Genomic DNA, 15,755 nt, shown 5'->3' on the forward strand with positions numbered 1-15,755 from the left:
GCCTCCCCGACTCCCCGTCTCCCCGTAGTCGCGGCGCAAGCGCCGCTCCCCCGTCCCCGTTCAGCGCGTTCACGCGCATTCACATGCGCACGTACACACTCTCACCGATCACTCTAGCGACCGGCACCGACAGCCCCAAGTCCGGGGTTGCACGTGCAATGTGGGTCACACGGTCATGAGTTGGGCGCGGCGACTGCCGCCGATGGCCGGATCGGGAGCCTGTTCACCGGGCGGCCCGTGGCCGCCCTCACTGCCGAGGCCACCGCCGCCGGGGTCGTCACCACGGGGACCGCGCTCGCCGCCTTCGCGCCGAAGGGGGCCACCACGTCCCGTTCTTCGACCAGTTTGACGATGCGGACGGCCGGCGCGTCCAGCGCCGTCGGCAGGGCGTAGCCCGTCAGGTCGGGGTGGCGGATCAGGCCCGAGACCGTGCGGAGGTTTTCCGTCAGGGCCGCGCCCACGCCCTGCGTGACGCCCGCCTCGATACGGGCCTCCAGCTGGCGGGGGTTGAGGATGCGGCCCACGTCCTGGGCCACGGCGAGTTCCACGACCCGGACCGAGCCGAGTTCGATGTCCACGTCCACCACCGCGCGGATCGCGCAGAAGGCGAGGCCGACGAAGGCGTCGCCCTGGCCGTCGCCGTCGAGGGGTTCCGTGGGGTGGGGGCGGCACTGGGCCGTCGCCCAGAGCTCCTTGCCCTCTATGGCCTCCGCCACCGTCATGGAGAACGCGCCGTCGTACGACGTGATCCGGCCATCCGCGATCTGGAGGAGCTCCGTGGACATGCCGAGTTTGTGGGCCATGGGCTGGAGGAGCTGGGTGCGGACCATCTTGGCGGCCCGCTCGACCGCGCCGCCCGACACCCAGGTGTGCCGGCCATGGGTCGCCGGGCCCGCCGGCGGCTGGTCGGTGTCGACCGGAGCCGTCGTCACCTCGTCGACGCCCAGAACCTCCTGGACGATCTGGCGGGCGAGGGTCGCGAAGCCCTGGCCGGTGTCGACGGCCGCGCAGATGACCGTCGCCGCACCGTTGACCACCTTGACGGTGGCCGTCGCGACCTCGTCCGCGCCCTCCGCGCCGAGCATGTGGACCATGCCGACGCCGTAGCCGACGCCCCGCCGGACCGCGCCGGGCTCGCCCGCGCCCTCCGGGCCGCCCGGCAGCAGCCACTCGTCCTCCGGGGTGTCCTTCGGGAGGGCGGGGAGCTCGAAGTCGCGGACCGCGCGCAGGAGTTCGGCCACGGGGGCCGGGCAGGTCACCGTCTGGCCGGTCGGGAGGAGGTCGCCCGTGGCCAGGACGTTGCGCATGCGCAGTTCCGCGCCGTCGATGCCGAGGGCCGCGGCCAGTTTGTCCATCTGGCCCTCGTAGGCCGCGCAGACCTGCATCGCGCCTTCACCCCGGACGTGGCCGGACGGGGGGTTGTTGGTGCGGACCGCCCAGCCCTCGACGAAGGCGTGCGGGACCACGTACGGGCCGCAGGCGAAGGCGACCGCCGCCGCGAGGGACTCGGAGGAGGCGTCCGCGTACGCGCCGGCGTCCATCAGGATCTGGGCCTCGACCTTGACCAACCGGCCCTCCGCGTCCGCGTGGTGGCGGTAGCGGAGCAGGGTCGGGTGCCGGTGGGTGTGGCCGAGGAAGGACTCCTCGCGGGTGGCGGCCAGCTTGACCGGGCAGCCCGTGCGCAGGGCGAGCAGGCCGAGCGGGAGCTGGAAGGCGGCGTCCTCGCGGTCGGCCGTCGCGCCCGGGACGCCGGTGACGACCACGCGCACCCGGTCCGGGTCGAGGCCGAAGCAGGCGGCGGCCAGGTCGCGGTCGGTGTGCGGGTCGGTGGAGGCGGTGTAGAGCTCGACGCCTCCGTCGGGGCGGGGCACGGCGAGGCCGGCCTCGGCGCCGATGGGCGCGGGGTCCTGGCGGCCGATCCGGTAGAGGCCCTCGACGACGACCTCGCCGGTGGCCTCCGGGTCGCCGTAGCGGAGCGGGATGTGCCGGATGAGGTTGCCGTCGGGGTGCAGCGGGGCGGCGCCGAAGGACTGCTCGGGATCGGTGACCGCGTCGAGGAGCTCGTACTCGACGGCGATGGCGGCCGCGGCGAGGCGCGCGGTGTCGGGGTGGTCGGCGGCGACGGCGGCGATGGGCTCGCCGTGGTGGCGTACGACGTCGTGCGCGAACACCGGCCGGTCCGCGATCCGGCGGCCGTGCGTGGTGGCGCCGGGGACGTCGGCGTGGGTGACGACGGCGCGGACGCCGGGCATCGCGGCGGCGGCCGTGGTGTCGATGGAGAGGATCCGGGCGTGGGCGTGCGGGGAGCGCAGCACGGCGGCCCACAGGAGGCCCTCGGCCCACAGGTCGGCGGCGTAGGGGAAGGTGCCCTCGGTCTTGGCCCGGGTGTCGTTGGAGGGGACGGAGGCGCCGATTCCGCGCGGGACCTGGTGGTCCGGGGTCTCGGTCGCCGCCGCCAGGGCGGTCACCGTCGTGTTCAGCGCCGTCGTCGCCGTCGCCGCGTCCTGCCCGCTCACGCCGTGCCTCCGTGGTGGATGCCGCCCTCGCCGGGCGCTGCCTGGTGCGGGATGCGCGGCTCCGGCGAAACCGAAACCGAAGCCGCGGGCTCGGCGGCTGCCGCCGCGCGCTCGGCCACGACGTCGCGCACGGCGTCGACGACCCCGGCGTAGCCGGAGCAGCGGCAGAGGTTGCCGCAGAGCGCCTGGCGGGTCTCCAGCTCGCTGGGGGCGTGGTTGCCCTCCAGCAGGTCGTGGATGGTCATCGCCATGCCGGGCACGCAGAACCCGCACTGCACCGCACCCGACCTGCACAACGCCTGCTGCACGTCCGAGAGTTCCCCGCCCGTCGCGAGACCCTCGACGGTACGGACCTCGCTGCCGGCGGCCGTCGCGGCCGGGACCAGGCAGGAGGCGACGAGCCGGCCGTCGACCTGCACGGCGCAGGCGCCGCATTCGCCCTGCGAGCAGCCGTCCTTGGCGCCGGCGAGGCCGAGGCGCTCGCGCAGCACGTAGAGGAGGGATTCGCCGATCCAGGCGCCGGTGACGGGACGGTCCGCGCCGTTCACGCGCAGGACGTAGGAGGCCTGCGGGTGCTCGTTTTCTTCTTCGTACGTCGGCACCTCGGCCGGGACACCTTCGGTGGTGTCCTCGCCCGGGGGTGACAGGGCGCTGTCGGCGGTGTCCGCGTCCGGCGCGTGCGCGGCGGCGTCGTCCGCCGGGGCCGGGTCGGCTTCGCCGGGGCCGGACCCGTCCGCGTCGGCGGGCCGGTCCGCAGCAGCGGTCTCCGTGGAGGCGGGCTCGACCGCGGCGGGGGCCATCGCAGCAGCCGCGGCGTCCACCGGCAGCGGCTCGGGCTCCGCCGGCTCGGGCCCTGTCTGCTCGGGCCCTGTCTGCTCGGGCCCTGTCTGCTCAGGCCCTGTCGCGTGCCCGAAGGCGGAGAAGCCGTGGCCGTCGGTACCCCCGGCCGGGAACTCCCCGTGCCCCGCATGCCCGGTGGCGTGCCCGGCGTGCCCGCCGAACTCCCCGTGCCCCGCGGCCCGTGTCCCCTCGGCCGGCTCCTGCGCCGGGCCGTGGGCGGCCTCGATGTCGTGCGGGGCCGGGTGCGCCGGCTCCTCCTCCGGGAGCGGGGTGCCCACGCCGGGTCCGCCCAGTACCCGCGGGCCGCGCGGCGCGGTGCCCACGCCGGGGCCTCCGAGCAGCCGTCCGGCGGTCGCCGCGGTGGCGGCGGCAGCGGCGGCCGAGGCGGCCGCGGCCTCGTCGGTGCCGGGCAGCACGCCCGCGTCCTGCGTCAGGTAGGCCCAAGGGGCGGGAGCGCCGCCCGGCAGGGTCGCCGGGGCCTGGCTCCAGTCGGCGTCCAGTGCGCTCGGGGCCGGCCGGAAATCACCCTGCTGTTCGGGGAAGTCGGAGTACGCGGGCACGGCCCACTGCCCGGTCGTCGAAGCCTCGTCGTGGAACCGCCACTCCGCCGTCGCCCCGGGATCGTGCTCCGGCGCCGGCGCCGGCGCCTGCTCCGGCTCGGCCTCGGCGAACGCCGCCGCCACCGCCGCCGGGATCGGGATCGACGCCGGGATGGGTCCGCCCACCGGCGCGGGCCCCGGGTCGGCCGGGGCGGAGCCCGCCGCCTCGGGCCACTGCACCGGGATCGTCCAGGTCCCGGTGGCGGCCGGATCCGTACTGGCCGAGCCCAGCGGCACGATCATCGGCGGCGGCACGAAGCCGTGTCCGGGCGCCGCGAGGGGCTCCCCGGTGCCGAGGGCGTCCAGCATGTCCTGCGGAAGTTTCACGAAGGCCGTGGCGTCCGAGTCGTACTCGCCGCCCTGCGGGACGGGTTCCCAGCCCCAACCCGCCGTGCCGTTCCCCTGGGTCACGTTCTCGTTCTCGTTCTCGCTCATGAGGTCAGCGCCCTCCCCAGGGCCCTGCGCGCCAGCACGGCCACCGTCCGCCGCAGATGCAGTACACCGGGAGCCACCGGTTCCCCCTGGTCGGGCACGCAGGCCGCGCCGACGTACTCCCCGAAGGCCTCCAGTGCCTCGGGGGCCAGGCTCCGGTCCCCGTCCCAGTCGATCAGCGAGGCCACCCACTGCTCGGCCTCCAGCGGCCGCAGCGGCATCGGTGCCACCGCTCCGATCGCACAACGCACCCCCCGGCGCGCGGGATCCAGTACGAGCCCCACCGACGCCACCGCGCGCCCCGGGCCGGTACGCCCCGTGGCCTTCAGGAACACCTGCGGCGCGTGCAGCAGCGGCACCCGGACGAAGCCGATCAGCTCTCCGGGCCGCAGCATCTCCCGGCCGGCCAGCAGGTGCGAGACCGGGACCTCGCGCTGACCGTCCGGCCCGACGACGAGGAGTACGGCTTCCAGCGCGGCCAGCACGGGCAGTGCGTCACCCGTGGGCGCGGCCGTGGCGATGTTCCCGCCGAGGGTGCCGGCGTTGCGGATCTGCGGGGGCCCGGCGGCGCGTGCGGCGGCCGCCAGGGCGGGGATCAGGGCGGCGAAATCCGGCCGCCCCATCCGTGCGTGGGTGAGGCCGGCCCCGAGCAGCGCGTGGCCGTCCTGGTACTGCCAGCCGCGGATCTCGTTGATCCGGCCCAGGCCCACCAGCGCGGCGGGCCGCAGCTGCCCGGCGTTGACGGCGGCCATGAGGTCGGTTCCGCCGGCGACGGGCACGGCGGCGGGCATGGCGGTGAGTGCCGCCACGGCCTCGTCGAGCGAGGCCGGCAGCGTCACGGACTGCGCCGCGTGCGGGCGCTGCGCCGAATGCGGCCCCTGCGCCCCCTGAGGCGAATCCGACGCGTGCGGTGCTTGCGGTGCGTGCGTGGTCAACCCAGCTGCCCCTTCCCGATGTCCCGGTCCCGGCGCTCACGCCTGTCCGCCGTACGGTACGTGCTCACCGCCGGGACGTGGCAACTCTGGCACATCTTCGAGACCGCCCGTCCCGAGGGTCTGCCGAGGCGGGGGCGGCGGGGCCGCCGGGCCCCGCACGGGCCGTCCCCGGGCCTTCGCCGGGCCTCCTCGCCGATGGCCCGTTTTTCCCCGTATAGGAGGAAAACGAGACAGAGTTCCGATTCCCGGCGCCGCCGATTCGTCGCGCGATTGTCACGCGATCGGGGGCTCGCCGTCGATCGGCCGCCCGAGCACCCCCGGCCGCCGCTGCCACGGCAACGGCCCGCCCGGCGGCCGGTAGTCGACTCCGAGCGCGTCAAGCCGCCTGTAATGCCCGGCCATCCGCGCCTCGAAGTCCGCGTAGTCCCGCTCCGTCGACTCCGGCTGCCAGGACCACACCACCTCCGCGAAGGCCGCGAGCCGGGGGAACGTCTGATAGTCGACCCGCCCCCGGTCCTCCATCACCTCGGTCCAGACGTTGGCCTGCGCGCCCAGCACCCGGGCGGCTGCCGCCTCCGACATCTTCGGCGGTACCGGCTCAAACCGGTACACGTCCTCCAGTGTGCGCACGTACCCGATCGGCATCGGCTCGTCCTCGCCGCCCGCCTGACGGTGGTCCAGGTACACCTGCTGCTCGGGGCACATCACCACGTCGTGCCCGGCCTCGGCGGCGGCGATCCCGCCCGCGTAGCCCCGCCACGAGGACACGGCGGCGCCGTCCGCCAGCCCGCCCTCCAGGATCTCGTCCCAGCCGATCAGCCGCCGGCCGCGCTCCGCGAGCCAGCCGTCGAAGTGCCGGATGAACCAGGACTGCAGCCCGTCCTCCCCGTCCACCCCCAGCTCCGCGATCCGCGCCTGGGCGGTCGGCGAATTCCTCCACTGCTCCTTGGGGCACTCGTCCCCGCCCACGTGCACGAAGGGCGAGACCTCCGCCGGGAAGAGCTCCAGCAGCTCCTCGAACACGCCCTCGTAGAAGCGCACCACGGCCTCGGTCGGCGCCAGCACGTTCTCGGTGATCCCCCAGTCGTCCCACACCCCCAGCGCCGAGGTGTCGACCACGTCGGTGTTCCCCAGCTCCGGGTACGCGGCGATCGCGGCCTGCGAATGCCCCGGCACGTCGATCTCCGGGACCACCCGCACGTGCCGCTCGGCGGCGTACGCGACGATCTCGCGGATGTCGTCCTGGGTGTAGAAGCCGCCTTGCGGGGTCTCGTTCCACAGCGGCGAGGCCCGGTGCCCCCACCGGCTCCGCGCCCGCCACGCGCCGACCTCGGTCAGCTTCGGGTAGCGCTTGATCTCGATCCGCCAGCCCTGGTCGTCCGTCAGGTGCAGGTGCAGCACGTTGAGCTTGTGCGCGGCGATCAGGTCGATGTACCGCAGCACCCCGTCCTTGGGCATGAAGTGCCGGGCCACGTCGAGCATCAGGCCGCGCCACCCGAAGCGCGGGCCGTCGGCGATCCGGCCGTGGGGCAGGCTCCACACCCGCCCGGGCAGCGGCGCCTTGCGGTACGCGTCCGCCCCCATCAGCTGCCGCAGCGTCTGGAAGCCCCGGAACAGCCCGGCCGCGCTCGCGCCGGTGAGCTCGACTCCCGTGGCGTCGACGGTGATCCCGTACGACTCGGGCCCGCGCTGCTGCCCGCACTCCGGGTCCAGGCGCAGCCTCACGTCCCCGGCCGCGCCGGGTCCGGCGGCCGGCAGGCTCCAGCCGGTGGCCGCGCCCAGTTCCCGGCGCAGCAGACGCGCCACGCCCTCCGTGCCGGGTCCGGCCGCGAGGACCGGCTCGGGCCCGAACGCGTAACGGCGACCGTCCTCGTCGAAGACGGCAACCCGGGGTACGGGGATCAGGTCCATGCGGCAGCCCTTCGCGACAGTTCGTTGCACCCTGCGCAACACCTGTTCCACAGAGTGCTCGTCGAGCCGACCCTAGCCCGCCCCGAGGGCACGACGAAGGCCCCCGGGCGCACTTGGGCGCGACCGGGGGCCTTGGTCCTGCTCGATCAGGGCCGGACTACTTGTCCTTGCCGCCCTTGTCCTTGTCCCCGCCGGGGCCCATGGACTCGTAGATCTCCTTGCACATGGGGCAGACCGGGTACTTCTTCGGGTCCCGGCCCGGCACCCAGACCTTGCCGCAGAGCGCGACGACGGGGGTCCCGTCGAGGGCGCTCGCCATGATCTTGTCCTTCTGGACGTAGTGGGCGAAGCGCTCGTGGTCGCCGTCGCCGTGGGACACCTGTGGCGTCGGCTCTACGAGGGTCCCCGTACCAGTCCCGCGCTCGGGCTCAAGAGTGCTCATAAAGCCAGGGTACCGACCCCCGCACGGGTCAGTTGAGCGACGGGTCGTCCGGATAGGTGGCGACCATCGCGAGTTCGCTGCGCTGGCGGCGCAGGACCGCCCGCCAGAGCCGTTCGGGGTCGGGGAACGACACGTCGCCGGGCTCCGACTCCACCACGTACCAGGCGCCGTCGCCCAGCTCGTCCTCCAGCTGGCCCGGTCCCCAGCCCGAGTAGCCGGCGAAGATGCGCAAGGACCCCAGCGCCGAGGCCAGCAGCTCCGGCGGCGCCTCCAGGTCGACCAGGCCGATCGCGCCGTGCACCCGGCGCCAGCCGAGCGGGCCCTCCTCGCCGGGGATGACCGCGATGCCCAGGGCCGAGTCGAGCGCGACGGGCCCGCCCTGGAAGACCACGCCCGGATCGCCGGCCAGCGGCGCCCAGGGCAGCAGTACGTCACCGACGCCCACGGGCGTCGGCCGGTTGAGGACCACGCCGAGCGAGCCCTGCTCGTCGTGGTCGAGCAGGAGCACCACCGCGCGGTCGAAGTTCGGGTCCGCGAGGGCGGGGGTGGCCACGAGCAGCCGCCCTGTGAGGGAGGACACCTCGGTCATGCCGACATGATCCCGCACATTCGCCCGTCGCGGGGAGTTCGCGGAGAGATCGGATCATGCGCAGCTCAGGGCGCACGGCAGCAGCAAGGAGCGCGTGCGGACGGCGCAGCCGGAACGCAACGCTCCGCCATGTGGTGGATACGGAGGGTGTTGTACCGAATTCATGACAGTCCTACGGCCACGTCGACCTTACGAACAAGGGGGTGGTGGCCCTTACCCTTGTCACTCGCCCCCCGCCCACCCCACTCCGGAACGCGAGATTCATGACCGGCATCAGTGACGATGTACTGCTTGTCCACGGCGGCACCCCGCTCGAGGGCGAGATCCGAGTCCGCGGTGCGAAGAACCTCGTGCCCAAGGCCATGGTCGCGGCGCTGCTCGGCAGTGAACCCAGTCGGCTGCGCAACGTTCCCGACATCCGTGACGTCCGGGTCGTCCGCGGGCTGCTCCAGCTGCACGGGGTGACGGTCCGTCCCGGCGAGGAGCCGGGCGAGCTGGTGCTCGACCCGACCCACGTCGAGAGCGCGAACGTCGCCGACATCGACGCCCACGCGGGCTCGTCGCGCATCCCGATCCTGTTCTGCGGTCCGCTGCTGCACCGCCTCGGCCACGCCTTCATCCCGGGCCTGGGCGGCTGCGACATCGGCGGCCGGCCGATCGACTTCCACTTCGACGTGCTCCGGCAGTTCGGCGCGACCATCGAGAAGCGCGAGGGCGGTCAGTACCTGGAGGCCCCGCAGCGGCTGCGCGGCTGCAAGATCCGCCTGCCCTACCCCTCGGTCGGCTCGACCGAGCAGGTGCTGCTGACGGCCGTTCTGGCCGAGGGCGTCACCGAGCTCAGCAACGCCGCCGTGGAGCCGGAGATCGAGGACCTCATCTGCGTGCTGCAGAAGATGGGCGCGATCATCTCCATGGACACCGACCGGACCATCCGGATCACCGGTGTCGACCGCCTCGGCGGCTACAACCACAAGGCGCTCCCGGACCGCCTGGAGGCCGCCTCCTGGGCTTCCGCGGCCCTGGCGACCGGCGGCAACGTCTACGTGCGCGGCGCCCAGCAGCGCTCGATGATGACCTTCCTGAACACCTTCCGCCGGGTCGGCGGCGCCTTCGAGATCGACGACGACGGCATCCGCTTCTGGCACCCGGGCGGCCCGCTCAACGCCATCGCGCTGGAGACGGACGTCCACCCCGGCTTCCAGACCGACTGGCAGCAGCCGCTCGTCGTGGCCCTGACGCAGGCCTCCGGCCTCTCGATCGTCCACGAGACGGTCTACGAGTCCCGGCTCGGTTTCACCTCGGCGCTCAACCAGATGGGTGCTCACATCCAGCTGTACCGCGAGTGCCTGGGCGGCAGCGCCTGCCGTTTCGGCCAGCGCAACTTCCTGCACTCGGCGGTCGTCTCCGGCCCCACCAAGCTGCAGGGCGCCGACCTGGTCATCCCCGACCTGCGCGGCGGGTTCTCGTACCTGATCGCGGCGCTCGCGGCCGAGGGCACCTCGCGGGTGCACGGCATCGACCTGATCAACCGCGGCTACGAGAACTTCATGGAGAAGCTCGTCGAGCTCGGCGCGAAGGTCGAACTCCCGGGCGGCGACCTCGTCTGACCCGTACGGCCGATCCGCTCGGCCGTGCCGCACCTGCCGTACGAGAAGAGCCCCCCGGGCCCGCAAGGGCCTGGGGGGCTCTTCTCGTGCCCGGCACGGGGCCTGACGGGGCCTCACGCGGCCCGCACGGCCCCGGACGGCCCGCACGGGCCCCGGACAGGCCGAAGGGCGGCCGCCCCGCCCGGGGCGGCCGCCCTGGGCCGTTCTACGTCCTACTGCCGTCCCGAGGGCCTGTGCGGCCCTCGGCACAAGGGCGTACTACTTGCCCTTGGCGGCTTCCTTGAGCTTGGAGCCCGCGGAGACCTTCACGCTGTAGCCGGCCGGGATCTGGATGGGGTCGCCGGTCTGCGGGTTGCGCGCGGTGCGAGCGGCACGGTGGGTGCGCTCGAAGGTCAGGAAGCCGGGGATGGTGACCTTCTCGTCGCCCTTGGCGACAATCTCGCCGACGGTCTCGGCGAGCGCGGCCAGAACGGCGTCGGCGTCCTTGCGGGTCACCTCGGCGCGCTCGGACAGAGCGGCCACCAGCTCACTGCGGTTCATGTTGTACTCCCGTGTTCAACTTGCCTTAGAGGCGTGAGATCGAAGCCGATGCTGCCAGGGCCCTCGGACAGTCCCCGGACCCGGGTCTGAACGTCAGACCCTCTCGCCCGGTTACGCATCCTGCCCCCACCAGCGGCGGGAAAGCCAATCCGGCACCCGCCGGGGTCACACGAAAAGCGCCACAGTCACGCCGCGGTGACGCTCCGTCCACACCCTTGCGCACGCGCAGACGCGGACAGCGAACCCCGCGGGCATCCCCGCAACCCTAGAGGCGGCCCACCGGGCCCGCATCTCGCGACGCGCCGGGAGCGGCGGGCCGTGAGGGCCGTCACAGACGGCCCGCGCGGCCCGCGGGGCCCGGTCAGACGTTGGTGGCGGCCTTGCGGACGGCGCCCGCGACCGCGCCGGCGACCTTGTCGTTGAACACCGACGGGATGATGTAGTTCGCGTTCAGCTCGTCCTCGCCGACGACGTCCGCCAGGGCGGTCGCGGCGGCCAGCATCATGCCGGTGTTCACGGTTCGCGACTGGGCGTCCAGCAGGCCGCGGAAGACGCCCGGGAAGACCAGCACGTTGTTGATCTGGTTCGGGAAGTCGGAGCGGCCGGTCGCGACGACGGCGGCGGTCTGGCGGGCCACCGCCGGGTCCACCTCGGGGTCCGGGTTCGCGAGCGCGAACACGATCGCGCCCTCCGCCATGGCCGCCACGTCCTCGCCGGACAGCACGTTCGGGGCCGAGACGCCGATGAACACGTCGGCGCCGACCACGGCCTCCTTCAGAGTCCCCGTGTAGCCCTCGGGGTTGGTGTTGTCGGCGATCCAGCGCAGCGGGGAGTCGGGGGCCGCGTCGACGAGGTCGGGGCGGTCCGCGTGCACGACGCCGTGGATGTCGGCGCTGACCGCGTTCTTGACGCCCGCCGCGAGGAGCAGCTTGAGGATGGCCGTACCGGCCGCGCCGGCGCCGGACATGACGACCTTGACGTCGCCAACTGCCTTGCCCACCACGCGAAGTGCGTTCGTCAGGGCGGCGAGGACCACGATCGCGGTGCCGTGCTGGTCATCGTGGAAGACGGGGATGTCCAGAGCCTCGCGCAGCCGGGCCTCGATCTCGAAGCAGCGCGGCGCGGAGATGTCCTCCAGGTTGATGCCGGCGAAGCCAGGGGCGATGGCCTTGACGATCGCGACGATCTCGTCGGCGTCCTGGGTGTCGAGGCAGATCGGCCAGGCGTCGATGCCGGCGAAGCGCTTGAAGAGGGCGGCCTTGCCCTCCATGACCGGCAGGGCGGCCATCGGGCCGATGTTGCCCAGGCCCAGCACGGCGGAGCCGTCCGTCACGACTGCGACGGAGTTGCGCTTGATGGTGAGGCGGCGCGCGTCCTCGGGGTTCTCGGCGATGGCCATGCACACGCGGGCCACGCCCGGGGTGTAGATCATCGAGAGGTCGTCACGGTTGCGGATGGGGTGCTTGGACGACATCTCGATCTTGCCGCCGAGGTGCATCAGGAAGGTTCGGTCGGAGACCTTGCCGAGGCTGACGCCCTCGATCCCGCGCAGCTTCTCGACGATCTCGTCGGCGTGCGCGGTGGAGGTGGCGGCGATGGTGACGTCGATCCGGAGCTTCTCGTGGCCGGAGGCGGTCACGTCGAGGCCGGTGACAGAACCACCGGAGGACTCCACGGCGGTGGTGAGCTGGGAGACCGCGGTTCCGCTCGCGGGCACTTCCAGGCGGACCGTCATCGAATACGAGACGCTGGGCGCCGTTGCCATGGCCGTGTTTCCTCTTCTGTCCCTGGTTTCACTTGTACACACAGGGTCCCGCACTGCGCCGACCAAACCGTGGCAGGTGCGGCAGGACCTGTTGTCCGATCGTCCCACCTACCAGCCGGTACAAGGTAACCAGCTACAAATTTCGGAAAGACTCTTCCACCATACGAGATACCTGGGGGGTTTGGAATGGTGGGGCCATACAAAACAGGTCCGCGCCCTCACTGTGGAGGGCGCGGACCTGTCACGCTGATCTTTTAACTACATGTCTATGACACCGACCCGCCATGCTCGCCTCGCGGCAAGTGGTCGCTCTAAGCGACGAAGGTTGGGCCCGGGGGCTTGGATCGAGTCGGTGCCGTACCCAGGCTAACAAAGGATCGCCCGATGTCATCCCCGCGCCGGAAGTCGGTTCGAAAGCACCACGCGGCCGGCCGCGGACCATACGGCCCTACGAACCGGCCACGACGGCGGCCCCTACGGCAGCAGCAGCTCCGGCACCCCGTTCGCGTCGGGCTTGTCCCGGTCGGCCGCCGAGACCACCGTCAGCTGCTGCGTCGCGCGCGTCAGCGCCACGTACAGCACCCGCAGGCCCGCCGGGGACTCCTCGGCGATCTCCGCCGGGGAGACGACCACCGTGGCGTCGTACTCCAGCCCCTTGGCCTCCAGGCTGCCCAGCGCCACCGCCCGCTCGCCGAGGTCCGCGAGCCAGCCCGCGGCCTCCGCGCGCCGGTCCATGGCCACGACCACGCCGACGGTGCCGTCCACCTGCTCCAGCAGGCGCCTGGTCTCCTCCCGGACCGCGGCGCCCAGATCGCCCTCGGCGGCCGTGAAACGCGGCTCCAGGCCCGTGGAGCGCACCGCGGACGGCGGCTCCATGCCGGGCATCGCGAGGCGCAGCACGCGGGAGGCGACCTCGGCGACCTCCGCCGGGTTGCGGTAGTTGACCGTCAGCGTGAACCGCCTGCGCGGACGGGACCCCAGTGCCTCGTCGCGGGCGGCGGCCGCCTCCTCCGGATCCGTCCAGGAGGACTGCGCCGGGTCGCCGACCACGGTCCAGGTGCCCATCCGGCCGCGGCGGCCCACCATCCGCCACTGCATCGGCGTCAGGTCCTGGGCCTCGTCGACGATGACGTGCGCGTACTCGGTGCGCTCCGCCGCGAGCCGCTCGGCCCGCTCCCACTGGGTTTCCTCGCGGGTCGGCATCAGCTCCTCCAGCCCGCTGAGCTGGTCCAGGGGGTCCATCTCCCGTCTGCGCTTCGGCCGCGCGGGCGCGCCGAGCAGCTGCTGCAGCTCGTCGAGCAGCGCGACGTCGTGCACCGAGAGCGGGCCCTTGCCGTCCGGGCCGACCCGGCGCAGCGAGCGGGCCAGCCGGCGGACCTCGCGGTTGTTCAGGTCCCGGCGCGACCAGCGGCCGAGCCGCCGTTCGTCGGCCATCGAGGCGAGCACGGCGCGCGGGGTCAGCTCCGGCCACCACGCGTTCAGGAACTCGATGAACACGTCCTCCGTGGAGATGTCCTCGTCGAAGGCGGACCGCAGCTCGGCGGCCAGCTCCGGGTCGCTGTGCCGGCCGGCGCCGCCCGACTTCGCGTACAGCGCGTCGAGCAGTAGCTTGCGGGCGCGCGGGCGCAGCAGGTTCACGGGAGCGCTGCCGCCCAGCACGTTCTGCCGGATCCGGTTCAGCTCGTCGGCCTCCAGCTCCTGGCGCCGGCCGAAGGCCACCACGCGGAGCCGGTCGGGGGCGTTGCCCAGCTCCAGGGCTCCGCGCACCGCCTTGCGCAGCACCTTCAGCATCCGCGAGGAGCCCTTGATCCGGGCCACGTCCGGATCGTCGTACGTGGTCGCCTCCGCGCCGTCGACCAGCGAGCCGAGCGCCCGGATGGCGACCTGGCCCTCCTCGCCCAGCGAGGGCAGGACGCCCTCGGTGTACGCGACGAGCAGCGGGGTCGGCGAGACGATCAGGATGCCGCCGGAGTAGCGCCGCCGGTCCTGGTAGAGCAGGTACGCGGCCCGGTGCAGGGCGACCGCGGTCTTGCCGGTACCCGGCCCGCCCGCGACCTCGGCGACCGAGGCGGCGGGGGCGCGGATGACCAGGTCCTGCTCGGCCTGGATGGAGGAGACGATGTCCCGCATGGAGTGCGTACGGGCCCGTCCGAGCGCGGCCATCAGTGCGCCGTCACCGATCGCGGGCAGCTCCCGGCCGCCGAGGAAGGCGGTGATCTCGGGGCGCATCAGGTCGTCCTCGACCCCCAGCACCTTGCGGCCCTTGGACCGGATCACGCGCCGCCGTACGACCCGCCCGGGGTCCTTCGGCGTGGAGCGGTAGAACGGCGCGGCGGCCGGCGCCCGCCAGTCGATGACCAGCGGCGAGTAGTCGGAGTCCAGGACCCCGATCCGCCCGATGTGCAGGGTCTCGGCGATCTCGGCGGTCAGATCCTCGCGGATCGCGTCGTCGGCGGGCTCGATGGAGGTGTACGCGCCGTCCGGCCCGCGCTCCCCGTCCTTGCCGAGGACCAGGTCGATCCGCCCGAAGAGGAAGTCCTCGAACTCGTTGTTCAGCCGGTTCAGGTGGATACCGGCCCGGAAGACCTGCGCGTCGCGCTCGGCCAGGGCTCCGGGCGTACCCACCTGGCCGCGCTTGGCGGCGTCGTTCATGAGGAACTCGGCCTCGTGGATCTTCTCCTCAAGGCGTCGGTACACCTGGTCGAGATGCGTCTGCTCGACCGCGATCTCCCGATCGCGGACGGAATCCGCCGTGCTGTCGACAGCGGCATTCTGCGCGGCCACCAAGGCCCCCTTCTGACGTGCATGGGCGACCGTCAACCGTACGCGAATCGGCCCCCTGTCCGCACGCCCGTTCCGGGACCGTCTTACGCCGAGCCTCCGGCCAGCGCCCGCCGGCGGTGCCGGGCGACCCGCTCGCGGTTCCCGCACAGCTCGCTGGAGCACCAGCGGCGCCGGTGCCCGCGGGAGGTGTCGAGGTAGATGCGGGCGCACCCGTCGCCCTCGCAGGCCCGCAGCAGGGCGAGGTCCCCGGGGTCGGTCAGCAGCTCCACGGCGTCGCGGGCGACCGAGGCGAGCAGCGCGCCGCACTCCACCCCGCCGCACAACTCCCGCACGAGGTGACCCTCTTGGTCCCGTACGGCACACAGCCCGGGGGGTGGCCCGGCGGCCAGCGCGTTGACCCGGGCGAGGGCGGCCTCATCCGGTTCGGTCCCGTGCAGCTCCGCCCGTACGAGGGCCTCCACGTCCCGGCGCAGTACCAGGAACGCCGCCACCCAGTCGGGGCCGACCCTCGCGAGCGGCGTCCGGCCGGGCACCAGCCCGGCTCCGGCGAGCCACGTCCGCAGCTCGTCGCCGTCCCGGATGCGCTCAGTGGCCACCAGGTCCAGGCAGACCCGCCCTGAGTCGAACCGCATGCCCGTCACCGCCTCGCGTCGTGGGGCGCCCCACCAGATTGCCGCCCCGCGCGCGCATGCGGAAGCCCCCGAGGGGGTGCCGCTGCGCGGCTCCCTGGGGCTCCGCCCCAGACCCCGCGCCTCAAACGCCGGCGAGGCTGGTTGTTTCAGCCCCGCCGGCGTT

The 15,755-nt window shown here is 73.3% G+C and carries 11 protein-coding genes; 1 reads left to right on the forward strand and 10 read right to left on the reverse strand.

Going from position 1 to position 15,755, the window contains the following annotated elements; genetic code table 11:
• Window positions 1-173: 173 nt before the first annotated feature.
• The 6 genes from ACFV9H_RS25010 to ACFV9H_RS25035 form a co-directional block, all read right to left on the reverse strand.
• Complete coding sequence (locus tag ACFV9H_RS25010; protein WP_385402003.1) at window positions 174-2,516, reverse strand: xanthine dehydrogenase family protein molybdopterin-binding subunit; 2,343 nt, start codon at window positions 2,514-2,516, stop codon at window positions 174-176.
• The gene (locus ACFV9H_RS25015; protein ID WP_385402005.1) at window positions 2,513-4,390 is read right to left on the reverse strand and encodes a 2Fe-2S iron-sulfur cluster-binding protein; all 1,878 of its coding nucleotides are present in this window, start codon (window positions 4,388-4,390) and stop codon (window positions 2,513-2,515) included. Before ACFV9H_RS25015 ends, ACFV9H_RS25010 begins: the two co-directional genes overlap by 4 nt.
• Window positions 4,387-5,322 (reverse strand): FAD binding domain-containing protein, encoded by a 936-nt coding sequence (locus ACFV9H_RS25020; protein ID WP_385402007.1) that lies wholly within the window; start codon window positions 5,320-5,322, stop codon window positions 4,387-4,389. The genes ACFV9H_RS25015 and ACFV9H_RS25020 overlap by 4 nt, the downstream gene beginning before the upstream one ends.
• 273 nt (window positions 5,323-5,595) lie before the next feature.
• Window positions 5,596-7,233 (reverse strand): beta-N-acetylhexosaminidase, encoded by a 1,638-nt coding sequence (locus ACFV9H_RS25025; RefSeq protein WP_385402031.1) that lies wholly within the window; start codon window positions 7,231-7,233, stop codon window positions 5,596-5,598.
• Window positions 7,234-7,390: 157 nt separating this feature from the next.
• Complete coding sequence (locus ACFV9H_RS25030; RefSeq protein ID WP_030010729.1) at window positions 7,391-7,675, reverse strand: DUF3039 domain-containing protein; 285 nt, start codon at window positions 7,673-7,675, stop codon at window positions 7,391-7,393.
• Window positions 7,676-7,703: 28 nt separating this feature from the next.
• Window positions 7,704-8,264: a YqgE/AlgH family protein gene (locus ACFV9H_RS25035; protein ID WP_385402010.1), complete on the reverse strand. Its 561-nt coding sequence runs from the start codon at window positions 8,262-8,264 to the stop codon at window positions 7,704-7,706.
• A 263-nt stretch (window positions 8,265-8,527) separates the two neighbouring features.
• On the opposite strand from ACFV9H_RS25035, the gene murA reads away from it, so the two are divergent.
• A complete protein-coding gene (gene murA / locus ACFV9H_RS25040; RefSeq protein WP_385402013.1) occupies window positions 8,528-9,871 on the forward strand; it encodes a UDP-N-acetylglucosamine 1-carboxyvinyltransferase in 1,344 nt (447 codons plus the stop codon).
• A 258-nt stretch (window positions 9,872-10,129) separates the two neighbouring features.
• On the opposite strand, the gene ACFV9H_RS25045 is transcribed toward murA, so the two are convergent.
• The 4 genes from ACFV9H_RS25045 to ACFV9H_RS25060 all read right to left on the reverse strand — a co-directional run bounded on the left by ACFV9H_RS25045 (window position 10,130) and on the right by ACFV9H_RS25060 (window position 15,592).
• Entirely contained in the window at window positions 10,130-10,411 is a 282-nt protein-coding gene (locus ACFV9H_RS25045) for an HU family DNA-binding protein (RefSeq protein ID WP_007264399.1), read from the reverse strand.
• A 361-nt stretch (window positions 10,412-10,772) separates the two neighbouring features.
• Window positions 10,773-12,176 carry an NAD-dependent malic enzyme gene (locus ACFV9H_RS25050; RefSeq protein WP_385402016.1) on the reverse strand — a complete coding sequence of 468 codons (1,404 nt, stop codon included), beginning with the start codon at window positions 12,174-12,176 and terminating at the stop codon, window positions 10,773-10,775.
• A gap of 474 nt (window positions 12,177-12,650) precedes the next feature.
• Window positions 12,651-14,960, reverse strand: a complete 2,310-nt coding sequence (locus ACFV9H_RS25055) for a HelD family protein (RefSeq protein WP_385402018.1) — start codon at window positions 14,958-14,960, stop codon at window positions 12,651-12,653.
• Window positions 14,961-15,043: 83 nt separating this feature from the next.
• Entirely contained in the window at window positions 15,044-15,592 is a 549-nt protein-coding gene (locus tag ACFV9H_RS25060; RefSeq protein WP_385402020.1) for a CGNR zinc finger domain-containing protein, read from the reverse strand.
• Window positions 15,593-15,755 lie beyond the last annotated feature (163 nt).

The organism is Streptomyces sp. NPDC059874 (genome assembly GCF_042731135.1).
Lineage (GTDB): Bacteria > Actinomycetota > Actinomycetes > Streptomycetales > Streptomycetaceae > Streptomyces.